At 38.4% G+C, this 24,873-nt stretch carries 24 protein-coding genes; 22 read left to right on the top strand and 2 right to left on the bottom strand.

All coding sequences use genetic code 11. The annotated features are described in order from the left end of the window. The first annotated feature begins 8 nt into the window (after window positions 1–8). Together JHE06_RS06475 and JHE06_RS06470 are read left to right on the top strand one after the other, a co-directional pair. Window positions 9–956 carry a thymidylate synthase gene (locus tag JHE06_RS06475; protein WP_058918624.1) on the top strand — a complete coding sequence of 316 codons (948 nt, stop codon included), beginning with the start codon at window positions 9–11 and terminating at the stop codon, window positions 954–956. Between the two features lie 30 nt (window positions 957–986). Next, on the top strand, window positions 987–1,475 hold the full coding sequence (locus JHE06_RS06470; protein WP_058918623.1) for a dihydrofolate reductase: 489 nt from the start codon (window positions 987–989) through the stop codon (window positions 1,473–1,475). Window positions 1,476–1,563: 88 nt separating this feature from the next. Here JHE06_RS06470 and trhA read toward each other — a convergent pair whose 3' ends face one another. Then, on the bottom strand, window positions 1,564–2,226 hold the full coding sequence (gene trhA / locus JHE06_RS06465; RefSeq protein WP_058918622.1) for a PAQR family membrane homeostasis protein TrhA: 663 nt from the start codon (window positions 2,224–2,226) through the stop codon (window positions 1,564–1,566). A gap of 186 nt (window positions 2,227–2,412) precedes the next feature. Between trhA and JHE06_RS06460 the strand changes: the two genes are divergently transcribed. The 18 genes from JHE06_RS06460 to JHE06_RS06375 all read left to right on the top strand — a co-directional run bounded on the left by JHE06_RS06460 (window position 2,413) and on the right by JHE06_RS06375 (window position 19,246). After that, a complete protein-coding gene (locus JHE06_RS06460; protein ID WP_058918621.1) occupies window positions 2,413–3,282 on the top strand; it encodes a DegV family protein in 870 nt (289 codons plus the stop codon). 33 nt (window positions 3,283–3,315) lie between these two features. After that, the gene (locus tag JHE06_RS06455) at window positions 3,316–4,161 is read left to right on the top strand and encodes an SGNH/GDSL hydrolase family protein (RefSeq protein WP_201088272.1); all 846 of its coding nucleotides are present in this window, start codon (window positions 3,316–3,318) and stop codon (window positions 4,159–4,161) included. 30 nt (window positions 4,162–4,191) lie between these two features. Beyond that, window positions 4,192–4,797, top strand: coding sequence for a YpmS family protein (locus tag JHE06_RS06450; protein WP_201088271.1), 606 nt, complete (start codon window positions 4,192–4,194; stop codon window positions 4,795–4,797). A gap of 33 nt (window positions 4,798–4,830) precedes the next feature. After that, a complete protein-coding gene (msrA, locus tag JHE06_RS06445; protein WP_082664162.1) occupies window positions 4,831–5,346 on the top strand; it encodes a peptide-methionine (S)-S-oxide reductase MsrA in 516 nt (171 codons plus the stop codon). A 4-nt stretch (window positions 5,347–5,350) separates the two neighbouring features. Beyond that, window positions 5,351–5,575 carry a YozE family protein gene (locus tag JHE06_RS06440; protein ID WP_058918618.1) on the top strand — a complete coding sequence of 75 codons (225 nt, stop codon included), beginning with the start codon at window positions 5,351–5,353 and terminating at the stop codon, window positions 5,573–5,575. A gap of 51 nt (window positions 5,576–5,626) precedes the next feature. Further along, window positions 5,627–6,343 (top strand): purine-nucleoside phosphorylase, encoded by a 717-nt coding sequence (deoD, locus tag JHE06_RS06435; protein ID WP_058918617.1) that lies wholly within the window; start codon window positions 5,627–5,629, stop codon window positions 6,341–6,343. Between the two features lie 128 nt (window positions 6,344–6,471). Beyond that, the gene (locus JHE06_RS06430) at window positions 6,472–7,926 is read left to right on the top strand and encodes a S41 family peptidase (protein ID WP_201088270.1); all 1,455 of its coding nucleotides are present in this window, start codon (window positions 6,472–6,474) and stop codon (window positions 7,924–7,926) included. A gap of 167 nt (window positions 7,927–8,093) precedes the next feature. Continuing rightward, the gene (gene lepB, locus JHE06_RS06425) at window positions 8,094–8,639 is read left to right on the top strand and encodes a signal peptidase I (protein ID WP_058918615.1); all 546 of its coding nucleotides are present in this window, start codon (window positions 8,094–8,096) and stop codon (window positions 8,637–8,639) included. Between the two features lie 27 nt (window positions 8,640–8,666). After that, window positions 8,667–9,320: a signal peptidase I gene (gene lepB / locus JHE06_RS06420; protein WP_201088269.1), complete on the top strand. Its 654-nt coding sequence runs from the start codon at window positions 8,667–8,669 to the stop codon at window positions 9,318–9,320. 81 nt (window positions 9,321–9,401) lie between these two features. Beyond that, window positions 9,402–10,271 carry a ribosome biogenesis GTPase YlqF gene (ylqF, locus tag JHE06_RS06415; protein ID WP_201088268.1) on the top strand — a complete coding sequence of 290 codons (870 nt, stop codon included), beginning with the start codon at window positions 9,402–9,404 and terminating at the stop codon, window positions 10,269–10,271. Window position 10,272: 1 nt separating this feature from the next. After that, window positions 10,273–11,052: a ribonuclease HII gene (locus JHE06_RS06410; protein ID WP_058918612.1), complete on the top strand. Its 780-nt coding sequence runs from the start codon at window positions 10,273–10,275 to the stop codon at window positions 11,050–11,052. 160 nt (window positions 11,053–11,212) lie between these two features. Beyond that, window positions 11,213–12,082, top strand: coding sequence for a DNA-processing protein DprA (dprA, locus tag JHE06_RS06405; protein WP_201088267.1), 870 nt, complete (start codon window positions 11,213–11,215; stop codon window positions 12,080–12,082). Window positions 12,083–12,342: 260 nt separating this feature from the next. Continuing rightward, on the top strand, window positions 12,343–14,418 hold the full coding sequence (topA, locus tag JHE06_RS06400) for a type I DNA topoisomerase (protein ID WP_058918610.1): 2,076 nt from the start codon (window positions 12,343–12,345) through the stop codon (window positions 14,416–14,418). A gap of 173 nt (window positions 14,419–14,591) precedes the next feature. Then, window positions 14,592–15,491 carry a tyrosine recombinase XerC gene (gene xerC, locus JHE06_RS06395; RefSeq protein ID WP_201088266.1) on the top strand — a complete coding sequence of 300 codons (900 nt, stop codon included), beginning with the start codon at window positions 14,592–14,594 and terminating at the stop codon, window positions 15,489–15,491. 33 nt (window positions 15,492–15,524) lie between these two features. Continuing rightward, on the top strand, window positions 15,525–16,064 hold the full coding sequence (hslV, locus tag JHE06_RS06390; RefSeq protein ID WP_058918608.1) for an ATP-dependent protease subunit HslV: 540 nt from the start codon (window positions 15,525–15,527) through the stop codon (window positions 16,062–16,064). Between the two features lie 15 nt (window positions 16,065–16,079). Further along, entirely contained in the window at window positions 16,080–17,498 is a 1,419-nt protein-coding gene (gene hslU / locus JHE06_RS06385; protein WP_201089962.1) for an ATP-dependent protease ATPase subunit HslU, read from the top strand. 20 nt (window positions 17,499–17,518) lie between these two features. Next, complete coding sequence (gene codY, locus JHE06_RS06380) at window positions 17,519–18,328, top strand: GTP-sensing pleiotropic transcriptional regulator CodY (protein WP_201088265.1); 810 nt, start codon at window positions 17,519–17,521, stop codon at window positions 18,326–18,328. Between the two features lie 39 nt (window positions 18,329–18,367). Next, window positions 18,368–19,246, top strand: a complete 879-nt coding sequence (locus JHE06_RS06375; protein ID WP_058918606.1) for an aldose 1-epimerase family protein — start codon at window positions 18,368–18,370, stop codon at window positions 19,244–19,246. A gap of 59 nt (window positions 19,247–19,305) precedes the next feature. Here the strand turns inward: JHE06_RS06375 and plsY are convergent, their stop codons facing one another. Then, entirely contained in the window at window positions 19,306–19,908 is a 603-nt protein-coding gene (gene plsY, locus JHE06_RS06370; protein ID WP_058920218.1) for a glycerol-3-phosphate 1-O-acyltransferase PlsY, read from the bottom strand. Between the two features lie 443 nt (window positions 19,909–20,351). Here plsY and parE point away from each other — a divergent pair, with 443 nt between their 5' ends. Both parE and parC read left to right on the top strand, forming a co-directional pair. Continuing rightward, window positions 20,352–22,355 (top strand): DNA topoisomerase IV subunit B, encoded by a 2,004-nt coding sequence (gene parE, locus JHE06_RS06365; RefSeq protein WP_201088264.1) that lies wholly within the window; start codon window positions 20,352–20,354, stop codon window positions 22,353–22,355. Beyond that, window positions 22,345–24,798: a DNA topoisomerase IV subunit A gene (gene parC, locus JHE06_RS06360; protein WP_201088263.1), complete on the top strand. Its 2,454-nt coding sequence runs from the start codon at window positions 22,345–22,347 to the stop codon at window positions 24,796–24,798. Before parE ends, parC begins: the two co-directional genes overlap by 11 nt. Window positions 24,799–24,873: the final 75 nt, after the last annotated feature.

The following is a 24,873-nucleotide window of genomic DNA, read 5'->3' as shown; positions in this document are numbered from 1 at the left end:
GAGCAATTGTGGAAACCGAATATCTGAATTTAGGTAAAAATGTATTGAAAGAAGGCAGTAAAAAAACCGATCGAACAGGAACAGGAACAAATAGTCTTTTTGGGTATCAAATGCGCTTTGATCTCCAAAAAGGCTTTCCTCTGCTGACGACCAAACGAGTGCCTTTTGGTCTGATCAAAAGTGAGTTATTGTGGTTTATCAAAGGCGATACGAATATCCGCTATCTATTACAACACAATAACCATATTTGGAACGAGTGGGCGTTTGAACGCTATATAAAAAGCACAGATTATCATGGACCGGATATGACCGATTTCGGACGTAGAGCATTGGCCGACGAAGCATTTAACCAACTTTACCAAACAGAAATGGCAACTTTTTGTCAACGGATTTTGGAAGACGAAACTTTTGCAGCTCAGTATGGAGAATTAGGGAACGTTTATGGTTCGCAATGGCGTCACTGGAAAACAACGCAAGGAGAAACGATCGATCAATTGAAACAAGTTATTGAAATGATAAAAACAACACCTGATTCTAGACGTCTGATCGTTTCTGCCTGGAATCCAGAAGATGTGCCGAATATGGCTTTGCCGCCTTGTCATACGTTATTTCAATTTTACGTAGCTGATGGAAAGTTGAGCTGTCAACTTTATCAAAGAAGCGCGGATATTTTTTTAGGTGTTCCTTTTAATATTGCCAGCTATGCGCTTTTAACTCATTTGATCGCTCATGAGACAGGGTTAGAAGTAGGAGAGTTTATTCATACTTTAGGCGATGCTCATTTGTATTCTAATCATATCGAACAAATGACGAAACAATTAAAACGTGAACCCAAAGACTTTCCAGTATTGAAATTAAATGAAAACAAAACCAGTATTTTCGATTTTGAAATGGATGATATTCAAATTGAACAGTACCATCCGCATCCGGGGATCAAAGCTCCGATTGCAGTTTAGGATAGATCACAAAGGAAAGAAGGGGTAAACATGATTGCTTTTCTATGGGCGCAAGATCGTAACGGTGTTATCGGCAACAAAGGAACGTTGCCTTGGTATTTGCCGAATGATCTAAAGTATTTTAAAGAAATGACACAAGGAAATGCTGTTGTGATGGGCAGAAAAACGTTCGAAGGGATGAATAAACGTCCCTTACCCAACCGCATCAATATCGTAATGACCAACGATAAAGAGTATCAGGCGGAAGGTGTTTTGATCATGCATAGCCGCCAAGAGGTATTGGATTTCGCTAAGGATTATGAGAACGACTTATTTATTACCGGCGGTTCAGGTGTTTTTAAAGAGTTTATGGGCGATGCAGATTTGCTGCACCGAACAATGATCGATGGGGAATTTGAAGGAGATACGTTTATTCCTGAAATAGATTGGACTCAATGGAAACTAGTGAATGTGGAGCAAGGAATAACAGATGATCGCAATAAATACCCGCACCAATTTGAAACGTATACGCGAAACTGACTAAAAATACTCGACTAAAAAAGCCTTCAGCACAAAAGCTGGAGGCCTTTTTCGTTGACTGTGATTTATCAGCAGCAGCAGAAAAAAATCAAACATAAAAAAGAATTGAAAAGTACATAAAGGCTGTACCGGCTAAGACAAATAGATGCCACAGCACATGCATGTATTTAATGTTTCGCAAGCTATAGAAAATAGCTCCAATCGTGAAAGATAAACCGCCCAATACGAGCAAAGTAAAACCTTTAGTACCCAATCCCAAATACATAGGTTTCAAAGCGAAAACACATAACCAACCCATAGCAATATACAACCAAGTAGAATATTTTTGGAATTTGTTGATCCAGATGGCTTTATAAAGGACTCCAAGAATCGCGATTGCCCAAACTATTCCGAAAAGTGTCCATCCCAGAGCTCCGCCAATAGTAATTAAGGTATAAGGAGTATAGGTTCCTGCAATTAAAAGAAAAATACTCATATGATCAAATATTTTAAAGAGCTTGCGAGCCGGTGTAAATGCTAAACTGTGGTAAAGTGTTGAACATAGATATAAAAGAATGAGTGTGGCGCCATAAATAGCATATGAAACGATTTCAAGAGCAGTGCCGGTTTGAGAACCTTTATAAAGTAAAATGACTAGACCAGCAATGCTTAATCCAAAGCCGATACCATGAGTGATTGCATTAAACACTTCATTGGTGATCAAGTAGGTTTTGGTAAAATCGGGGTTATTCTTCAAAGATTTTTTTTCCATTTGACTACCTCCTGCCAATACTGTTTATAGAGTGACTCACTATAGATTGAGTATACGCTGATTAGAGAATCTGTTATACTATTCTATGTATAAATTAGGGTATGGAACGATAAAATAAGTGGGTGTTTTTTCAGTATAACATGATTTTTAAATAAATTGCAGGAAGAAAGATGGGATGAAAGAAAAATGAAGAACATAACAATCGTAACGGATTCATCTGCTCAATTAAGTCCAGAAGAATTGGAAAAATTAAATATCCATGTTTTGCCTTTAACGATTTTAGTGGATGAAGACACTTACGTAGACGGAGAAACGATTCAAAAAGATGTATTTATGGAGCGAATGGCGACAGCCAAAGAATTACCGAAAACGAGCCAACCTCCATTAGGAAGATTTCTAGAAACATACAACAAACTAGGAGAAAACGGCGGACAAGTGATCTCGATCCATATGACTGAATCATTAAGCGGCACAGTTAACGCGGCTAGACAGGCTGCTCAAATGACGGATACAGATGTAACCGTCATTGATAGCAAGTTTACTGACCGTGGGCTTTCTTTTCAAGTGATCGAAGCTGCAAAGTTAGCTTTAACAGGTGCTGATAAAACAGCCATTTTAAACCGTATTGAAACTGTTAGAAAAAACACGAAATTGTTTATCTGCGTTCGAACATTGGAAAATCTAGTTAAAGGAGGACGCGTCAGCCGTGTAGTGGGTGCTGTTTCTAGTTTAATGAACATGAAATTAGTTTTTGAACTCGTTGATGGAAAGTTAGAAAGCCGGGTCAAAGGTCGGGGTATGAAACCAGTCAATAAATGGAACCAGCAATTGAAAGAGGAACTGCAACAAACTAAGAACGTTTGTGAAGTGGGTTTTTCACATGCATCTGATTTTGAATACGTCAACGAATTAAATGAAGCTTTTCAAAAGGCGCTGCCAATGGTTCCTATGAGTATGGATCAGACTAGCCCGGTAATTGCCACTCATACGGGAAAAGGGGCCTATGCTATTATGTATTACACAGATGGAGAAAAAAGCAATAATGAAACGAACTAAACTTAGTTTTATCATGAAGCGGGGTGGAACACGATGAAAAAAATACGTTCTTTTTTTATTACTTGTTTGATTTTAGCAGTCGGTGTCTTCATCGTTTACCAAGGGTTAGATTTTTTATTCGGACAAAACAAACCATTTAAATCAGACCAAGCAGAACCGATGAATGATTCTCTCTATCTAGTAGCGGTAGGGGATTCTTTGACTGAAGGAGTTGGAGACAGCACACAAAATGGAGGTTATGTCCCTTTAACGGCCAACTTATTAAGAGAGACAAATAGCATCAAAGAAGTAACCACAAAGAATTATGGAAAAAGCGGTGACCGCAGCGATCAGATCTTGTCGCGCATTCAACAACAAGAGGAGATTCAATCCGATTTAAAAAAAGCTGATATCATTGTTTTAACAGTGGGTGGAAATGATGTAATACAAACCTTCAAAAAAGACACCCTCAACATAAATCAGGATAGTTTTATTCAACCAAAAAAGAAGTATGAAACCGAATTGAAAACGATTCTTTCAGAATTTAATAAGCTGAACCCTAAAGCACAAGTTTATGTTTTTGGGATTTACAATCCTTACGCTGATCTCTTTCCGGATATTACTGAGATGCAGACGATCTTGGATTCTTGGAATCAGTCAACAAAAGAACTGGTGGAAAAGGAAGAAGGCATCTATCTTTCGCTAGATGATATCTTTAACTTGTCTAAGCTCCCCTTATCAGAAGACGGAGTAGCGGATAGTTCGCTAGCAGCGGAGCAGGCTGAGATCAATCCTTTGTTGTATGAAGAAGATCTGTTTCATCCCAATGATAAGGGCTATGAATTGATGGCTGAAAAATTGTATCAGGCTATTTTAAAACAACGAATTGCTGGAGAATAGTTAAAAATTTTATAATCAAAAGGAGTTCATATGGAAGAAAAGAAAAACCACATCAAACTAAAACAAAAAGGATGGAAATGGGCCTTTCTTATTTTATTGACAATTGTATTAGGGACTGTTATCTGGTTTTTTACTCAAATGACAGCGGTCATTCAAGGAGAACCTAACTTATCAGAGGTTTCTCAAAAAGATGAAATGACGTTTCAAATTCAGGCACACAAAGAAGACCTGAATCAATTGGTAACAAAATATATTGATGAAGAATTATCAAATGAGGCGGTTGAATTTGATTTCTTATTAGAAGATCAAGCTCAATTATTAGGGACTTTTCAGTTATTCGGTCACGACGTGCAGTTTTCCTTGTTTTTAGAACCATTTGTGATGGAAAATGGAAATCTGCAGTTCAAAGCTACAAAAATCGCAGTAGGTTCTTTGAATTTACCCATCTCATTTGCCATGAATTTAATAAAAGAACAATTAAAAGTTCCCGCTTGGGTAGCTATCAACAGTGAAAAGGAACTCATTGTTTTTAATTTAAACGAATTTTATCTAGAAAGCGGCATGCATTTTTCAGCCAGCAAGATTGACTTAGTAGAAGACGATATTCGCTTAAATGTGCATCTGCCAGCCAAATAAATAATAATTTTTACCATACGAGGAGGAAACGATATGAAAGAAACAGCTATTTTTGCCGGCGGGTGTTTTTGGTGTATGGTGTCCCCATTCGATAAACAACCAGGTATCGAAAAAGTAGTCTCTGGCTACACCGGTGGACAAACCATTGATCCAACTTATGAAGAAGTGATGACCCAAACGACCGGCCACACGGAAGCTGTCGAGATCACATTTGATCCAGCGCTGATTTCCTATGAAGAACTGGTCGAAATCTATTGGAATCAAACGGATCCAACCGATGCAATGGGTCAGTTTCAGGATCGAGGCGACAATTACCGGCCAGTGATATTTGTTGCTGATGAATTGCAACGTGACAGTGCGAAGCGTTCAAAAAAACGGTTAGAGCAAAGCGGACGTTACACTAAACCGATTGTGACGACCATTGAACCTGCAACTACTTTCTATCCGGCAGAAGCAGAACATCAAGACTTTTATCGTAAAAACCCTGCCCGTTACGAACAAGAACAACTTGACCGCATAAAAAACAGAGCAGATAGAGAGGTGAAGTAAAAAGATGCGACGTCCATTTTATCATTATTTGATGACCGTAAGAGACCCTCATAAGAAAGATGCCATCACGCTATTTGCTAATGCTGTATACCTAGATGACGGGTTTCCTAAACAATCTGAAGATTATCAAGAAATCAGTCATTATTTAGAATTGAATGGCGATTATTTAGCTGAAATGACAACCTTTGATTTAGCGTGGGAACGGTATGTCGATAGAAACAAAGAATAACAGTTATATCATACACTGGTCTTGTAAAATGACATTTAGGAGGAATAAATAATGAGTGTGCATATTGAAGCAAAAGCAGGTCAAATTGCAGAAACAATTTTATTACCAGGTGACCCATTACGGGCGAAATATATTGCCGAGACTTTTTTAACAGAAGTAGAACAATACAATCGTGTGCGGAATATGTTTGGGTATACCGGGTTGTATAAAGGTGAACGGATCTCTGTTCAAGGGACTGGAATGGGATTGCCTTCCATGATGATTTATGCAGAAGAATTGATCACCAGTTATAATGTTCAAAACTTGATGCGTGTAGGAACCGCTGGCGGAATGAAAATGGATGTTAAAGTGCGAGATGTTGTGTTAGCACAAGGGGCTACAACGGATTCAAGTATCAACCGTCATACGTTCCATAATCAAGTAGACTTTGCTCCGCTAGCAAACTTTGATTTGCTGAAAACAGCTTATGAAGTAGGCATAGAAAAAGGAATGAATATGAAAGTCGGCAATGTTTTGTCAGCAGATCGTTTTTACAACGAAGAACTAGATAAAAAGAAATTAGCGGATTATGGCGTCTTAGCTGTGGAGATGGAAGCGGCAGGTCTCTACACACTCGCAGCTAAATACAATCGCAAAGCCCTAGCTATTTTGACGATTAGCGACCATTTATTGACTGGTGAAGAGACTTCATCAGATGAACGTGAGCGGACATTTGACGATATGATGATCGTGGCTTTAGAAACAGCGTTAAAAATGAAGAAAAAGTAAGGTTTTAGCTCATTTGGCAGGATCTTCGTAAAAGAATCATGCAAAAGCCAACGAAATCAACTTGGTTTTGTTGGTTTTTGTTTTCATGTAAGTTACAATCTCAATAAGAGAGCGGGAGGAGTTGCAGTATGGAGGAAGAACCGAAAAAGAAAAAAAAGATTAAAATGAGAATGGGAACGTATCTTATTTCTCTATTAGCTGTAGCAGCCATTTCGATTGGAGGAACTTATGTTGTTGCTGATCGAACAGAACAAACGGCACCAACCGAAGAAGGAACTGCACAAACCCCAGGTACTTTTTCAAAAATTGAAGCAGTTTACAATCAGCTTTCTACAGATTATTACCAAGAAGTAGATGAAGACCAGTTGATCGAAGGTGCTTTGTCAGGCATGGTAGACGCCATTGGAGATCCTTATACACAGTATTTAGACGTTTCAGAATCAGCTTCACTAAATGATACGATATCAGCTTCTTTTGAAGGTATAGGTGCAGAAGTGATGAAACAAGGCGATTCCATCATGATCGTTTCCCCTATTGCGGGTTCCCCAGCCGAAGAAGCCGGCTTGAAGCCAAATGATGTATTGCTTAAAGCAGATGATAAAAATTTGACCGGTTTAACCTTAAATGAAGCAGTTTCATTCATTCGCGGAGAAAAAGGGTCAGATGTGGTGTTAACCATCCAAAGAGGCGAGGAAACATTCGAAGTCACCGTTACTCGTGACACGATCCCAGTGGAGACAGTGGTATACAATTTAGATGAAACGGATCCAACGATTGGCTATATTGCGATCACTAGTTTTTCAGATCCCACTTATGATGAATTGGTAACAGCAGTTAAAGAGTTAAGAGAACAGGGAGCAACATCATTTGTGTTTGATGTTAGACAAAATCCCGGCGGTCTATTAGATGGGGCATTAAGCATCTCCAATATGTTTGTTGAAGAGGGATCGACCATTATGCAGACTCAGGAACGTGACCAAGAAGCGGTCAAAATTGTAGCCGACGATAAAACAATGGGCGATTTTAAAGTTACCGAACCGTCTGTTTTACTAGTGGATGAAGGAAGTGCGAGTGCTTCGGAAATCTTAGCAGGAGCATTGAAAGAATCAGCCAATATGCAAATTATCGGAACCAAAACGTTTGGAAAAGGAACCGTTCAAACGGTCGCTAGTTTTTCTGATAAAAGTGAATTAAAATTGACGATCGCTAAATGGTTAACGCCTAACGGTGAATGGATCAATGAAAAAGGCATTGAGCCTACTATTTCCGTCGATTTGCCAGCATACACTAAACTTTTGGTGATAGATGCTACTAAAACATACAAACAAGGTGATGTTTCAGCTGAAGTTAAAAACGTTGAACAAATATTGGATGCTTTAGATTACTCCAGCGGTGCTATTGACGGATATTTTGACGAAACGACTACACAAGCCGTAAAAGAATTTCAAAAAGGTCATCAATTAGATGAAAACGGTGTGGTAGAAGGCGAAACAGCTGCCGCAATGATTGCAGACTTAAGAGAATTAATGAAAGAAAACGATACTCAATATGAAAAAGGCGTTCAGTATTTAGAAGAAAATTAAAGTTTAGTTGCCGACCATTCATTAAAATTAAAAATAGAAAAAGAAGAAAGGAAGATGGTACACGCAATCTTCCTTTTTTTATTAGGCATTTTTTTAAGGAAATGAATAGTTATTTTCAACGTTTTCTTGTATGATAGAGTCAAATAGATTAGTTTGGAGCGACAAGTATGGAAAAAAAAACTTGGAGGAATCAAGTATGGGATTGGGTCAAACCATTTTTATTAGCGCTGGTCCTGACAGCTTTTTTTCGAAACTTCATTTTTTTACCAATGACGATTGAAGGTTCTTCAATGATTCCAACGTTTCAACAAAGTGATCAGATTATCGTAGAAACAATTTATCATATTAATCGGTTTGATTTGATTGTCTTTAAAGATGCTTCCAACCGAACATTGGTCAAACGTGTCATTGGGTTGCCTAATGAGACATTGCGTTACGAAGACGATCAATTGTACATTGATGATCGTCCAATTGAAGAGCCTTTCCTGGAAAATGATTTCGTAAACCATGCTGGCGGAACCTGGACTTCTGATTTTACTTTAGAAGAACTGACGGGCCAAAAAACAGTGCCGGAAGACGAGTATTTTGTTTTAGGAGACAATCGGCGATCTAGTAATGATAGTCGTTATTTTGGGTCTATCCCATCATCTGCTATTATCGGTGAAACAACGATGATTTATTTTCCGTTCCAGCGTTTATCCATTGTTCAATAATTTAATAGAAGGTAGTGGTGGTAGTCAATGAATAAAACAACTTATTCGGATGGTCGAGATGCTCAAGAAGAACAGTTTGAGCCTAGACGTTTAAAGTACAATTTGGGTAAAAAACCTAAAAACAAAAAGAAGAAAACTTGGTTGGAAGAGGCCTTCAGTACTTTATTATATGTCGTTATAGCAGTTATTATCTTTTTATTGATTCGTCATTTTTTATTTGTTCCGGTTAGTGTCGACGGGGAATCAATGTACCCGACCCTTCACGACCAAGATCGTTTGATTTTAAATAAAATTGAAGAGACTGAACGGTTTGATTTAATTGTTTTTCCTGCTCCAGATGATCCGGAAAAGCAATACATTAAGCGTGTCATCGGGATGCCAGGTGATGAAATCATGGTAATGGACGAGACGTTGTACGTGAATGGAGAAGCCGTAGCAGAACCTTACCTAGAGGAATCAAAATCAGAATTAGCTCCAGGCGAATCATTTACCGAAAACTTTACGCTGGCTTCGGTGACTGGAATGGAAAAAGTTCCGGAAAATTCTTATTTTGTATTGGGAGATAACCGAACGAACTCTAAAGACAGTCGTTCTTTTGGATTTATCGATAAAGAAACGGTTTCTGGCACTACAGATATCCGAATTTGGCCTTTAAAAGACTTTGGTATGATCAAAGAGTAAGCAGAAAAAAGCATTAAATCAAAAAGGGGGAGCGATTCTGCTCTTCACCTTTTTTTTTGAAGAAATAAAAGGAGCGATACAATGACAACGATACAATGGTTTCCAGGCCATATGGCCAAAGCAAGAAGACAAGTGACTGAAAAGTTAACGTTAGTAGATGTTATTTTTGAATTAGTAGATGCTAGGATTCCGCTTTCTAGCCGTAATCCTATCCTGGATGAATTGATTGGCGACAAACCACGGATAGTTATTTTAAATAAAAGCGATTTAGCTGATGAGGCGTTGACTCAAAAATGGGTCAGCTATTTTAATAAACAAGGGATTTCTGCCGTTCCGATAGTTGCGCAAGAAGGTATTGGCATGAAAAAAGTTATGAGTGAAGCTAAGAGATTATTAAAACCTAAATTTGATCGAATGGCTGCTCAAGGCCGAAAACCACGTCCAATCCGGGCGATGAGTATTGGAATACCAAACGTCGGAAAATCTACACTGATCAATCGATTCGTTAAGAAAAATATTGCTAAGACAGGCAATAGACCTGGCGTAACGAAAGCTCAGCAATGGCTAAGATTAAACAAAGAACTTGATTTACTGGATACTCCAGGAATTCTTTGGCCGAAATTTGAAGACCCAGAAGTTGGGAAAAAACTGGCTTTAACAGGAGCGATCAAAGATACTATTTTGCAATTAGATGATATTGCTTTATATGGAATAGAAGTAATGCAGCAGCACTACCCGGAACAATTGGCTGATCGTTATAAGTTAACCGCTGAAGAGATCGTTTTGCCTTCGCCGGAAATGTTGATGCTGATTTCCGAAAAAAGAGGATTTAGAGAGGATTATAGCCGTGCTGCGGAGATGATCATCTATGAAATTAGAAGCGGAAAAGTAGGGCGCTATACATTAGATGCAGTTCCTGCAGTATCAATACCAGAAAAAGGGGCAGAGTAACATGGAAAAGCCACTGTCCATTATGGCGGTCAAAGAGTTGTTGACAACGATTGAGCATCCTTCTGATGAACGCCTTTTAGCGCTCAAAGCAGATACCCGAAAAGGGGTGGGCACAGCTTTGAAAGCCTGGGAAAAAAGACTTGAAAAAAAACAATTATTAGAAGAAAATTATCAAAAAATGCTGCAAATTGAAAAACACCTTTGGGCTAATGGCATCCAGTTTGTCGCAGGAATCGATGAAGTCGGCCGTGGTCCGTTAGCTGGACCAGTTGTTACGGCAGCAGTGATTTTGCCTCAGGATTTTCATGTTTTAGAGATCAATGATTCAAAACAGCTGTCCAGCGAGAAACGCGATCAATTATTTGATGAAATTCAAGCCAAAGCTTTAGCCATCGGTATAGGGGTGAAAGAGCATTCGGTTATTGACGAGGTCAATATTTACCAAGCAACTAAATTAGCCATGCTTGAAGCTATTCAAAAATTGCCGATTGCTCCAGAGCATTTGCTGATTGACGCTATGCAGTTGCCAACTTCGATTCCTCAAGAAAGTCTCATCAAGGGAGATGCGAAAAGTTTATCGATTGCCGCAGCAAGTATCGTTGCAAAAGTGACGCGTGATCGGATGATGGCGGAGTATGATCGCCTTTATCCAGGATACGGGTTTGCTCAAAATGCAGGTTATGGTACAAAAGTGCATTTAGAAGGCTTGGAGACGTTAGGCGTTTGTCCGATTCATCGCCATTCTTTTGCACCTGTCCGAAATAGATTACAACTTTATTAATAAACACACGACTGAAGCTCATGAAAGACATGAGCTTCAGTTTTTTTCGTATAGAGATCTCTTCATTATAATAAATAATAAATAAAGAAGTTCTGCTTTGCGGATAATAAATCTGATTGTCATCAGACTAAATAGACCATGAAACGAAGGAGCAGAAAAGATGGACAAACAATTACTAAATCAAAGGATTTTTCATTTATCGCATTGTGGCGGTATCGGACCTGCCAGTAAACTACGTATGATTTCTGCCTTACTAGATAACCCTTACTCATCTGCTTATGAGTTGTCCGTAAATGCAAAATTAACTCCAGCACACACAAAAACTTTTTTAAACAGCTATGCTGCCGTTCAACTAGAGTTGCTTTTTCAACGCTATCAAACAAAAAATATCCGTTGGCTAACGATTTTAGATGATCAGTACCCTGAATATTTAAGACAAATCTATAATCCACCCGTCTTGCTGTTTTATCAAGGCGATCTATCTTTATTAGAGCAGCGGTTATTAGCTGTTGTAGGGTCCAGAAAGAGTAGCGCTTATGGTGAAAATGTCTTAAACCGACTGCTGCCGGAGTTGGTTAAAAATGATATCGTGATGGTTAGTGGACTAGCCAAAGGAATCGATTGTGCTGTTCATCAAAAAACAATGCGCGAAAAAGGAAAAACGGTTGCTGTTGTTGGAACGGGTTTGGATCGTGTTTACCCTTATGAGCACAAAGCACTACAAGAAAAAATCGGTCAAGAGCATTTATTGCTTTCAGAATATCCTTTAGGTGCCAAACCATTACGCCATCATTTTCCGATGAGAAATCGAATCATTGCCGGCTTGTCTTTAGGGACGTTAGTAATAGAAGCAAAATACCGTAGCGGAAGTTTAATTACAGCTAATCTAGCGTTACAAGAAGGAAGAGAAGTTTTTGCTGTACCTGGAGACATCACCAATCCTGGTGTTGAAGGAACAAATGATTTGATTTTGCATGGGGCTAAGTGTGTTTTATCGGCTGCTCATATCTTAGAAGAAATAACGTTTTGAAACAGTCATTAGCAAAGAACATTAGATGGTTCATAGAATACAAAAGATGGTTCATAGAATACAAATGAACTCAGTATAAGATCAAAATAGTCTTCTTTTTCTTCTATTTAAGAGAGAACATTGAGGAAGCTGTTTTTTAAGAGGAGATATCAATAGTTGACAAAGGGCCTTTAGATAGCATAAGATGATTAACGATTTCTCTTTTAGCAAAGAAAGTGCTGAAAATAGAAAATAAGAGCTCATTTGAAAGGAGCATTCCATTGGCCTATAAATACCTGGTGATTGTAGAATCGCCTGCGAAAGCAAAAACAATTGAAAAATATTTAGGAAAAAACTACAAAGTTGTTGCTAGTCTAGGTCATATTCGTGACTTGCCAAAAAGCCGCATGGCAATTGATGTAGAAAATAACTATGAACCCGAATACATTTCCATACGTGGAAAAGGGCCTCTAATAAAAGAACTAAAAGGTTACGCTAAAAAGGCTGAAAAAGTTTTTCTCGCAGCTGACCCGGATAGAGAAGGAGAAGCTATCGCATGGCACCTTAGCTTTCTTCTGGGATTAGACAGTGAAGCTAAAAATCGAGTCGTTTTTAATGAAATTACAAAAGAAGCCGTCAAAGGTGCATTTAAAGAACCCCGTTCCATCGATATGGAATTGGTAAACTCACAGCAGGCTCGCCGAATTTTAGACCGTTTAGTAGGCTATACGATTAGCCCTATTTTATGGAAGAAAGTCAAAAAAGGTCTTAGTGCTGGACGAGTTCAATCGATTGCCTTAAAACTTATTTGTGAACGTGAAACAGAGATCAATGAGTTTAAACCAGAAGAATACTGGAGCATTGCTGGGAATTTTAAAAAAGGGACCAAAAAATTCAAAGCCAATTTTTATGGTTTAAACGGCAAAAAAATGAATTTAGGCAATGCTGAGGATGTTCAAAAAGTGATTCAAGAAATCAAAGGCAATGATTTTGACGTTACCAAAGTAACTAAAAAAGAACGCAAACGTAATCCCGCTTTGCCTTTTAAAACAAGTACTCTACAACAAGAAGCTGCACGAAAATTAAATTTCAGAACACAAAAAACCATGATGATCGCTCAGCAGCTTTATGAAGGGATCTCATTGGGGCGTGGCGGAGCCGTTGGTTTGATTACCTATATGCGGACAGATTCTACACGGATCGCTGAATCTGCTAAGAACGAAGTTGCGGAATACATCACTAAAGAGTTTGGACCAGAGTATTCTGCTTCAAAACCCCGTATAGCTAAAAAGTCGGCTAGTTCTCAAGATGCCCATGAAGCTATCCGACCATCAAGCGTGATGCGGACACCTAAAGAAATCGAAAAGCATTTGACAAAGGATCAATATAAACTCTACAATCTTATCTGGTCACGGTTAGTTGCTAGTCAAATGACCCCTGCAGTTTTTGATACGGTAAAAGTTGATATTGTTCAAAATGCCATTCTGTTTAGAGCAAATGGTTCAACACTTAAGTTCCCTGGTTATCAAAAAGTTTATGTGGAAGGAACCGATGACGGGAAAGAAGAAAAAGAAAACATCTTACCTGAGATGGAAAAAGGCGACCGTGTTCAATCGGTTGACATTGAACCGAAACAGCACTTTACTCAACCGCCAGCTCGCTTTTCTGAAGCAACATTGATCCGGACACTGGAAGAAAATGGAGTTGGTCGTCCTTCTACCTATGCTCCAACACTTAATACCATCCAAAAAAGATATTATGTGAAGTTGCAAAGCAAGCGGTTTGAACCAACCGAGTTGGGTATGATCGTCAATAATTTAGTCGTTGAATTTTTCCCGCAAATCGTTGATACTCATTTTACAGCAGAAATGGAAAAAGACTTAGATGCTGTCGAAGAGGGCAAAGAAAAATGGGTGAATGTTATCGATCGTTTCTATCAACCGTTTATTAAAGAAGTTGAAACAGCTGAAGAAACCATTGAAAAAATCCAAATCAAAGATGAACCTGCTGGTTTCGATTGTGAGTTATGTGGCCATCCAATGGTCATCAAACTAGGACGGTATGGTAAGTTTTATGCTTGCAGTAATTTTCCTGAATGCCGCAATACGAAAGCTATCGTCAAAGAAATTGGCGTCACTTGTCCGACATGTAAAGAAGGCCAAGTGATTGAACGGAAATCGAAGAAAAATCGGTTGTTTTATGGTTGTGATCGTTACCCAGCTTGCGAATTCGTTTCATGGGATAAACCGATTGGCAGAAACTGTCCAAAATGCGATCATTATTTAGTTGAAAAGAAAACTAAAGGGAAAAAGCAAGTGATTTGCAGTCACTGTGAGTATAAAGAAGAAGTACAATAATAAAGCAGCGCTGTGCTTTCCCGATGAAAGATAAAAGAACTAAACAGGTATAAACAGCGGTTTTAAAAAAAGACAGAATAGTTTAAAATTTCGATAAGTTTGAAACACAATCAATTGTAATCCCTTTGCTTCTATGATAAAGTAACTTTGTCATATGAGTGGAGGGACTTTTTTTGAATAATCATGAATTGAAAACAACTTTTTTACAATACTTGATCACTGAACGTCACTACTCTGAACTTACCAAAAAAGCTTATGAAGAAGATATTCTTGATTTTTCGAATTTTTTGCTTGAAACGGGCGATGCAGCATATGAAGCCGTGACCTTGCAAGATGTTCGGATTTTTTTAGGCGAACTAACAGAACGCGAGCTAAGCCGTAATACAATTTCAAGAAAGATATCGAGTTTAAGAGCTTTCTATCAATTTCTTTTAAAAAACCATGTGGTTGCAGAAAATCCGTTTTCTTATATACATTTAAAAAAGAAAACGCTTCGTTTACCGCGTTTTTTTTATGAGAAAGAAATGGAAGCTCTATTTCAAACCGTTAAAGGCGATAAACCGCTCGATTTTCGGAATGAAGCTCTTTTAGAAGTTCTATATGGTACAGGGATACGGGTCAGCGAATGCAGAGGGATCAGCATAAAAGATATCGATTTTGATTTAAGCGTTGTTTTGATTCATGGGAAAGGCAATAAAGAACGTTATGTGCCGTTTGGACACTACGCAAGTGTGGCGATCCAAGAATACCTGGAAAAATGTCGGAGTGTATTAATGGCTAAATACCATAAAGAACATGATTATCTGTTTGTGAATCATTATGGCGATCAGATATCTGTATCCGGTATTGAATACGTCTTAAATCAAATCATAAAAAAAAGTAGTTTGACAGCAGATATTCATCCTCATATGTTGAGGCATACATTTGCTACACATTTATTAAACAATGGAGCAGATATGCGAACCGTCCAAGAGTTATTAGGACACGCCAGCTTATCGTCTACGCAAATTTATGCCCATGTTACCAAAGAACATTTACAAAAAAATTACCGTCAATTTCATCCTAGAGCCTGATAACTAGAATGATTGAACAATGGAGGAATAACGATGACAACATTTCACGCAACAACGATCTTTGCGATCCAACACAACGGCTCTTGTGCAATGTCTGGCGATGGCCAAGTGACAATGGGCGAAAGTGTGATCATGAAAGGAACGGCTCGTAAAGTACGCCGCATCTATAATGGAGAAGTACTAGTTGGGTTTGCCGGAAGTGTAGCAGACGCGTTTACTTTAGAAGAAAAATTCGAAGGAAAATTAAACGAATACAAAGGCAATCTAACTCGTGCAGCAGTTGAACTTGCGCAAGAATGGCGGACTGACCGAGCTCTTCAAAAATTAGAAGCCTTGCTGATTGTCATGAACAAAGAAGAGATGTTAATGGTTTCAGGAAGTGGGGAAGTCATCCAACCAGATGATGGTGTCTTAGCGATTGGATCAGGTGGAAACTTTGCACTTGCAGCAGGACGAGCTTTAAAAAAACACGGAGATCATTTAACAGCTGCTGAAATTGCACAAGAGAGTTTAAATGTAGCTGCCGATATTTGTGTCTTTACCAACCATAATATTATTGTCGAAGAATTATAAGGACGTGATGAAATGATGAATACATTAGAAAATATGACACCAAGAGAAATTGTGAATGAATTAGACAAGTACATTATTGGCCAGACAGAAGCTAAAAAATCTGTTGCAGTTGCATTGCGCAACCGGTATCGCCGTTTACAATTAGATGAAGACCTGCAAAAAGAAATCACACCAAAAAATATGCTGATGATTGGAGCTACGGGTGTAGGAAAGACGGAGATTGCACGCCGCCTAGCTACAATCGTTAAGGCACCTTTTATTAAAGTTGAAGCAACGAAGTTTACTGAAGTGGGTTATATTGGAAGAGACGTTGAATCAATGGTGCGTGACTTAGTAGAAGCCGCTATTGGATTGGTCGAAAAACGCCAGTATTCAAGCGTTTATATACAAGCCGAGAAAAAAGCTATTGATCGACTGGTTAAAATCTTAGTTCCGGGCATTAAAAAAGAGAAAAAAGAAACGGCATCAGGTAATCCTTTTGAAGCTATGTTCCAAAACATGGGAATGAATGTGGGACCAAAACATCCTGAAGAAGAGGAAGAAGAAGTTACTGAAGCCATCTCGACCAATCGAGAAACCATCAAACAACAAATTCGTGATGGTTTATTGGACACTAGAGAAGTGACGATCGAAGTTGAGGAAAATAAAAAAGCTAAAAGTTCCCCTATGAACGCTGGTCTAGAACAAATGGGAATTGATTTGAATGAAACGTTAGGAGCAATGCGTCCTAAAAATAAAGTGAAACGTTCTGTAACGGTTAAAGAAGCCATTGAAATCTTGATTCAAGAAGAATCAGAAAAATTAGTAAACCGTGAAGACATCCATTCTGAAGCCATTCGTTTGGCGCAAGATTCCGGTATTATTTTTATTGACGAGATTGATAAAATCACATCTAAAGGCAGCAATTCCGGAGAGGTTTCTCGCGAAGGAGTCCAACGAGATATTCTGCCGATCGTTGAAGGATCACAAGTATCGACAAAATACGGTACGATTCATACTGATCATATTTTGTTTATTGCTTCAGGAGCTTTCCATGTTTCGAAACCAAGCGATTTGATTCCTGAATTACAAGGACGTTTTCCAATTCGTGTTGAATTGGATGATTTAACGAAAGAAGATTTTGTTAAAATTTTAACAGAGCCTAATAATGCTTTGATCAAACAATATGTTGCTATGTTGGGGACAGATAATATTGATGTAACGTTTACTTTTGAAGCCATTGAGCAATTAGCCGATATCGCTTATCGTGTAAACCATGAAACCGACAATATTGGTGCGCGTCGTTTGCACACTATTTTAGAAAAATTATTAGAAGACCTATTGTTTGAAGCACCAGATATGCAAATGGGCGAAATCACCATTACTAAAAATTATGTCACTGAAAAAATTGAGCATATTGTGGAAGACAAGGATTTAAGCCGGTACATTCTATAATAACTATTTGGAGGAAGAACATGAGTGGTTTACTTCAAAAAATGCGTAAAATCAATAACATGCTTCAAAAAAAAGGCGGCGTAGTAAGCAACGGCTCGATAGAAGAAGGGAATTTGCCCTTTACTGATATGGCTGTTATCTTAGGAGACGTTTTAAATGCCAATACTTATTTGATCGATGAAGCCGGTAATCTACTTGGCTATACCGAAAAGCATGAAATCAACAACGAACGAGTTAAAGAAATGCTGGATGCTAAGAAGTTTCCGCTTGAGTATGCTTTAAGCATGCTCGAAATTAAGGAAACACGTACCAATATTGGTATTGAAAGCGACTATACAGTCTTTCCTATTGAAACGCGCGATTTGTTTATAGATGGGTTAACCACTGTTATTCCTATCTATGCAGCTGGTGAACGATTAGGGACGTTGATTTTAGCCCGCTTAGCTCCTCAATTTGATGATGATGATCTGATATTAGGAGAACATGCAGCGACGGTTGTGGGGATTGAAATTCTCTATAAGAAATCTACTCAAATCGAAGAAGAAGCTAGAGATTCGGCTAATGTCCAAATTGCCATTAAAACATTGTCTTATAGTGAATTGAAGGCTGTCAAAGCTATTTTTGAAGAATTGGGCGGCTTAGAAGGACGGCTGACTGCTTCGAATGTAGCGGATAAGATCGGAATCACACGTTCGGTGATTGTTAATGCCTTAAGAAAATTAGAATCTGGCGGCATCATCGAATCTAAATCACTTGGAATGAAAGGGACGTATATTCGTATCCATAATACCAAGTTTATCGAGGCTTTAGATAAAGAATGGGCTTACTGACAACCAATAATAAAGAAACGGGATTAAAGGGGGATATCAATGAGTATTAAATTAGAAAACCAAAACTTAATTGTTACTATTTCTGAAAAAGGTGCAGAATTAACGAGTCTAAGAAATAAAGAAACGGGTATTGAGTACTTATGGCAAGGCGACCCTGCTTTTTGGAATAGACAAGCACCGGTTTTATTTCCAATCGTCGGACGATTAAAAGACGATCAATATGAATACAAGAACAAACGATACTCGATGTCACAACACGGTTTTGCAAGAGACTACCCTTTTAATATAACCCAACAAAGTGAAACAGCAGTAGCTTTACAATTATCAGCCGATCCTTCTACTAAAGAAAAGTATCCTTTTGATTTTCGTTTAACGATTACTTATCGTTTAGAAAACCAAACTCTTGATGTTGGTTATTTAGTTGAAAACTTAAATCAACAAGAAGAAATGTATTTTTCAATTGGAGGCCATCCAGGGTTTAACGTTCCTCTAACCTCAGAGACCGTTTTTGAAGATTACTATTTGAACTTTTCACCTAAGCGTTCTAGAACGCTTATCCCTTTAGAAGGGCCTTATCTAGATCTCGAAAACCGTACATTAGCTCAAACCAATACGGATATCGCTTTAAAAAGAGCTTTATTTGATCAAGATGCATTGATTTACGAAACTAAAAGGAAAAATACATTTTCTATCCAATCAGACAAAACCAAGCATAAAGTAGCCGTAACGTTAGAAGGATTTCCATACGTTGGTATTTGGTCTCCTCCTAAACAAGAAGCTCCGTTTGTTTGTATTGAACCATGGTTTGGAGTGGCAGATTCACTTGATGCAACTGGACAATTAACAGAAAAGCTAGGTATTCAACACCTGGCTCCGGCTGAACAATTTAATTGCCACTATGAAATCGCTGTTGATTGATTTAGTGCAAAAAAACGCCTGACAGATAAAAATCTGTCAGGCGTTTGATTTGTTGAGGATTACTTTTTTGTTTGAGACGAATCTTTTTTATAACCAAATCCAAATGGAACTTTGCTTTCTGTTCCGTTACGGATTCTTTTGATATTATCTTTGTGACGATAGATGATAAAAACAGTCAAGACAGCGGCAATCGTTGTTAAAATCCAATCGTTTGTCAAAAGGGTTGACGGCGTTATAATCAGTAAGGCCAGCATACTTGAAAAACTGACCATCCGTGAAAAGAATAAAATCACTAAAAATAAAACCACGCAGAAAATAAAAAAAGTCGGATTGTATGCCAGAAGAACCCCTGCGCTAGTAGCGACTGCTTTTCCGCCTTTGAATTCAGCGAATATTGGGAATGTGTGTCCTAGGATGGCTCCTAGGCCTAATACCATTGGATTCAAATCAGAATGCACTAAGTAGGGCAAACTCGCTGCTAATGTTCCTTTTAAAACGTCTGCTAGCAATACAAGTATGCCAGCTTTTACGCCTAATACACGAAACGTATTAGTGGTTCCTGAATTTCCACTGCCATAATTACGAATATCTTTTTTATATAGTTTTTTACCTAACCACACTCCAGATGGTATAGAACCTAAGAGGTAGGCTGTAATAAACATGAGTATAATTTTTACCAACTTCACTCACTCCTAACTCAGCAACTTGATTGCCGATAAGCCATATTTTACCACTTATTCTACTGTAAGGCTAGTTAAAATCGATTGAATAAAGCTGAACCAAATTATAGAGAGAGCATTGTTTAACGGTTGCAAAAGAATTGAAATTAAGTTGCCTCTTGCGTTTTACTATGAGAACTAGTTTAATAGTAAAGCAGGAGATGTGCATTTTTTGAATGCGAACATACTTTCCCTTTTTTTACAGAAATAGCGATTTTTTCTTTTCAATCGTTGTTAGATAGAGTATTATTGAATAGATGCTTAGATAAATAAACGGATGAATACGAAGTGAGCTTTTTAATTGTGCACTTGAAAAAGGATTTTTTTGAGGTAAGTTTTAATTAACGCACTAAGTAACTCGTAATAATGGTTAAGGAGTTTTTTTAATGCCAAAAAAAATAAAAGTAGAATACAACGATGAATCCATTCAAGTTCTTGAAGGATTAGATGCTGTCCGTAAAAGGCCGGGAATGTATATTGGGTCAACAGATACTAGAGGTTTGCATCATTTAGTATATGAGATTGTTGATAATTCCGTAGATGAAGCTTTATCTGGCTATGGTAATGAAATAATCGTTACTTTACACAAAGACGATAGTGTTAGTATAAAAGACAATGGACGCGGAATGCCAGTTGGAATGCATTCTTCAGGCGTTTCGACGATCCAAGTTATATTTACTGTGCTGCATGCCGGTGGGAAGTTTGGACAAGAAGGCGGTTATAAAACATCGGGTGGTTTACATGGTGTAGGTGCAAGTGTGGTTAATGCACTTTCTGAGTGGCTGACCGTTACTGTCATTCGAGATGGCACAGAGTACCAACAACATTTCGTAAACGGCGGAAAACCAAAAGGAGCATTAACAAAGAAGAAAAACAATCGCGGAAAAAACGGAACAACGGTTCATTTTAAACCGGATGCGACAATCTTTTCTACCGTTAATTACTCTTATGATGTCTTATCAGAAAGGCTGCGAGAATCAGCTTTTCTTTTGAAAAATTTGCGGATTGAACTGATTGACGAGCGAAACGATAAATCTGACGTTTTCCATTATGAAGAAGGAATCAAAGAATTTGTCGCTTATTTAAATGAAGATAAAGATACTTTAACACCAGTTGCTTATTTTTCAGGAGAGAGCAACAGTATGGAAGTGGAGTTTTCGTTCCAATACAATGACGGCTATTCAGAAAACATTTTATCGTTTGTTAACAACGTGAGAACCAAAGACGGTGGAACACATGAATCAAGTATGAAGACGGCTTTAACTAAAACATTTAATGAATATGCCCGTAAAGTAAATCTGTTAAAAGAGAAAGAAAAAAATCTTGAAGGCAGTGACTTTCGAGAAGGGTTAGCCGCGATCATTTCTGTTCGTATTCCTGAAAATTTGTTGCAATTTGAAGGTCAAACCAAAAGCAAATTAGGGACGGCACAAGCTCGTGGAGCCGTAGATGCGGTCATCAGCGAACAAATGGGTTTCTATTTGATAGAGAACGGTGAAATGAGCCAACAGCTCATTCGTAAAGCTCTTACCGCGCGAGAAGCTCGAGACGCTGCCAGAAAAGCCCGTGAAGAAAGCCGAAACGGGAAAAAACGCAGAAAAAATGAGTCATTGTTATCAGGTAAATTGACGCCGGCACAAAGTAAAAATGCTAAACGTAATGAATTGTACCTCGTGGAGGGAGATTCTGCAGGTGGATCAGCTAAACAAGGACGTGATCGTAAGTTCCAAGCTATTTTACCGTTGCGTGGAAAAGTTATCAATACTGAAAAAGCTAAATTACAAGACATCATGAAAAACGAAGAAATCAATACAATGATTTATACGATCGGTGCCGGGGTAGGGCCTGAATTTGATATAGAAGCCTGTAATTACGATAAAATCATTATTATGACCGATGCAGATACCGATGGGGCCCATATTCAGGTGCTGTTGCTGACCTTCTTTTATCGGTACATGAAACCGTTGATTGAAGCGGGTAAAATCTATTTAGCTTTACCTCCATTATATAAACTATCAAGAGGAATCGGTAAAAAAGAAAAGATAGCCTACGCTTGGACGGATGATGAATTAGTAGAAGTAACGAAAAGATTTGGTAAAAACTACATTTTACAGCGTTATAAAGGGTTAGGTGAGATGAATGCGGATCAGCTATGGGATACGACAATGGATCCTGAGACTCGAACCCTCATTCGTGTTAGAATCGATGATGCTGCACAAGCAGAACGACGTGTTTCTGTTTTGATGGGAGATAAGGTTGAACCTCGACGCAAATGGATCGAATCTCATGTTGAATTCTCACTAGAAGAAGGCAGCAGTATTTTAGACAATGATCAACTTATGGAAACATCGGAATTAGAAAATGAAGGAAGTGCTGTAGATGGAGAATAGAGCGGATATTCAAGAACTGACTCTTGAAGAAGTTATGGGAGACCGCTTTGGACGTTACTCAAAATACATTATCCAGGAACGTGCTCTCCCAGATATTCGTGATGGTTTAAAACCGGTTCAACGTCGAATTTTATATGCCATGAACGTAGAAGGCAACACTTCTGAAAAAGGCTTTCGGAAATCGGCTAAGACAGTCGGAAACGTTATCGGGAATTATCATCCGCATGGAGATAGCAGTGTATATGAAGCGATGGTGCGGTTGAGTCAAGACTGGAAACTACGTGAAGAACTGGTTGAAATGCATGGAAACAACGGAAGTATGGACGGTGACCCGCCAGCAGCAATGCGGTATACAGAAGCTCGTTTATCTAAAATTGCGGAAGAACTCTTACGCGATATCGAGAAAGAAACCGTTGATTTTGTTTTAAACTTTGACGATACAGATGAGGAACCGACTGTTTTACCTGTTCGCTATCCTAATTTGCTAGTCAATGGTGCAACAGGAATCTCAGCAGGATATGCAACCGATATCCCTCCGCATAACTTAAGTGAAGTCATTGATGCAACGATGCACTTAATAGATCATCCGAATGCAAAGGTATCTGACTTAATGGTTTACTTAAAAGGACCAGATTTCCCTACAGGCGGTATTTTGCAAGGGCTAAGCGGGATTAAAAAAGCTTATGAAACCGGAAAAGGAAAAGTCGTTGTCCGTTCAAAAACGCGTATTGAAGATTTAAGAGGCGGAAAACAACAAATTGTTATCAACGAAATTCCTTATGAAGTCAATAAAGCTGTATTAGTCCGGAAAATGGATGAAATCCGGATCAACAAACGAGTGGATGGTATTGCTGAGGTTCGAGACGAATCGGATCGTACCGGATTACAAATCGTTGTAGAATTGAAAAAAGAAGCAAACGCTAACGGAATATTAACTTACCTATTGAAAAACACCGATTTACAAGTTTCATATAATTTTAATATGGTAGCTATTGACCAAAAACGACCGAAACAAGTAGGCATTTCTCGGATGCTAGAAGCGTATCTTGAACACCAACGGGAAATCATTACACGACGCACCAATTTTAATCTAAGAAAAGCTGAAAGCAGATCTCATATCGTCGTCGGTTTGATCAAAGCACTTTCTATTTTAGATCAAGTTATCAGTGCGATTCGAAACAGTAAGGATAAGAAGAATGCAAAAGATAATATCATTGAGCAATTTGACTTTACTGAAGCACAAGCCGAGGCAATTGTTTCTTTGCAACTGTACCGATTGACCAATACGGATATTACAGCGCTGGAAAGTGAAGCAGATGCTTTGAGCAAAGCCATTGCTTCTTTCAAAAAAATATTAACGAGTCCAGCTGAGATGAGACGCGTGATGAAACAAGAGTTAGCTGAGATTAAGAAAAAGTATGGCAGCCCGCGTCGGACAGTCATTGAGAATGAAATTGAAGAGTTAAAAGTGGAGACGGAAGTGCTTGTAGCTCAAGAAGAAGTGATTGTTTCCGTGACAAAAGAAGGGTATATCAAGCGAACCAGCTTGCGTTCCTATGGAGCTTCGAAACCTGAAGAAATTGGAATGCGTGAAGGTGATTATCCAATTTTCATTGAACAGATGAATACATTAAACCATCTCCTGCTTTTCACTACTAAAGGGAATATCATTTACCGGCCAGTTCATGAATTGACAGAATTAAGATGGAAAGATATCGGAGAACACCTCTCTCAAAATATCACCTTTGAGACAGACGAAATGGTTCTTAAGGCATTTGCCTTAAAAGACTTTAATCCGTCTGCGACCTTTACCTTGATAAGCGAAGAAGGATTTATTAAACAAACGAGCGCAGCAGATTTCGTGGTTGGCCGCAGTTATCGAACAAAATCGTTCGTAGCTATGAAGCTGAAAACAGATTCAGATGCTATCGTTAATGTCGTTTACACTGAAGATCAAACAGGACAAGATGTCTTTTTAGTTACTCATCGTGGTTTTGGCTTACGCTACCCACTGGCTGAGGTTCCGATAGTCGGAGCGAAAGCAGGAGGAGTAAAATCCATCAATCTTAAAGATGGCGATTATGTTGTTAACGGGATATTATTTGAAGCGGAAGCCCCTAAGACAGAAGTCATTCTTGTTACTCAACGTGGTTCTGTTAAGAAAATGAATATCCATGATTTTGATTCATTAGGACGAGCCAAACGTGGCTTATTGGTATTGAGAGAATTGAAAAACAATCCTCATCGAGTTGCCTTTTTATTAGATGGTGAAAAAAATCAGGAATACATTATTTTAACTGAAAAAGATAACGCGTTCGATTTATCTAGTACGAGTTATCAAATTAGCGATCGCTATTCAAATGGTTCATTTATTTTGGATGAAGCTACCGATGGAGCACCTGTTGATGTACACAAAAAAGTTGTCTATGAAATAAAAGAATAGAAAAAAAGAGTGCGAAGAGATTCGCACTCTTTTTTTGTACTACAACGAGCGGATAAAAGTCGCGTATACTAGTAC

Source organism: Carnobacterium sp. CS13 (genome assembly GCF_016653495.1).
In the GTDB taxonomy this organism is placed as follows: Bacteria; Bacillota; Bacilli; order Lactobacillales; family Carnobacteriaceae; genus Carnobacterium_A; species Carnobacterium_A antarcticum.
Note: the sequence above shows the minus strand (reverse complement) of the source record. Positions and strands in the feature narration are given on the sequence as shown.

Coding starts and splice junctions, on each gene's coding strand:
- JHE06_RS06470 (WP_058918623.1), top strand. CDS start 987: ATGATTGCTTTTCTATGGGCGCAAGATCGTAACGGTGTTATCGGCAAC.
- trhA (WP_058918622.1), bottom strand. CDS start 2,226: ATGGAAAAAAAATCTTTGAAGAATAACCCCGATTTTACCAAAACCTAC.
- JHE06_RS06460 (WP_058918621.1), top strand. CDS start 2,413: ATGAAGAACATAACAATCGTAACGGATTCATCTGCTCAATTAAGTCCA.
- JHE06_RS06455 (WP_201088272.1), top strand. CDS start 3,316: ATGAAAAAAATACGTTCTTTTTTTATTACTTGTTTGATTTTAGCAGTC.
- JHE06_RS06450 (WP_201088271.1), top strand. CDS start 4,192: ATGGAAGAAAAGAAAAACCACATCAAACTAAAACAAAAAGGATGGAAA.
- msrA (WP_082664162.1), top strand. CDS start 4,831: ATGAAAGAAACAGCTATTTTTGCCGGCGGGTGTTTTTGGTGTATGGTG.
- JHE06_RS06440 (WP_058918618.1), top strand. CDS start 5,351: ATGCGACGTCCATTTTATCATTATTTGATGACCGTAAGAGACCCTCAT.
- deoD (WP_058918617.1), top strand. CDS start 5,627: ATGAGTGTGCATATTGAAGCAAAAGCAGGTCAAATTGCAGAAACAATT.
- JHE06_RS06430 (WP_201088270.1), top strand. CDS start 6,472: ATGGAGGAAGAACCGAAAAAGAAAAAAAAGATTAAAATGAGAATGGGA.
- lepB (WP_058918615.1), top strand. CDS start 8,094: ATGGAAAAAAAAACTTGGAGGAATCAAGTATGGGATTGGGTCAAACCA.
- lepB (WP_201088269.1), top strand. CDS start 8,667: ATGAATAAAACAACTTATTCGGATGGTCGAGATGCTCAAGAAGAACAG.
- ylqF (WP_201088268.1), top strand. CDS start 9,402: ATGACAACGATACAATGGTTTCCAGGCCATATGGCCAAAGCAAGAAGA.
- JHE06_RS06410 (WP_058918612.1), top strand. CDS start 10,273: ATGGAAAAGCCACTGTCCATTATGGCGGTCAAAGAGTTGTTGACAACG.
- dprA (WP_201088267.1), top strand. CDS start 11,213: ATGGACAAACAATTACTAAATCAAAGGATTTTTCATTTATCGCATTGT.
- hslV (WP_058918608.1), top strand. CDS start 15,525: ATGACAACATTTCACGCAACAACGATCTTTGCGATCCAACACAACGGC.
- hslU (WP_201089962.1), top strand. CDS start 16,080: ATGAATACATTAGAAAATATGACACCAAGAGAAATTGTGAATGAATTA.
- codY (WP_201088265.1), top strand. CDS start 17,519: ATGAGTGGTTTACTTCAAAAAATGCGTAAAATCAATAACATGCTTCAA.
- JHE06_RS06375 (WP_058918606.1), top strand. CDS start 18,368: ATGAGTATTAAATTAGAAAACCAAAACTTAATTGTTACTATTTCTGAA.
- plsY (WP_058920218.1), bottom strand. CDS start 19,908: ATGTTTATTACAGCCTACCTCTTAGGTTCTATACCATCTGGAGTGTGG.
- parE (WP_201088264.1), top strand. CDS start 20,352: ATGCCAAAAAAAATAAAAGTAGAATACAACGATGAATCCATTCAAGTT.
- parC (WP_201088263.1), top strand. CDS start 22,345: ATGGAGAATAGAGCGGATATTCAAGAACTGACTCTTGAAGAAGTTATG.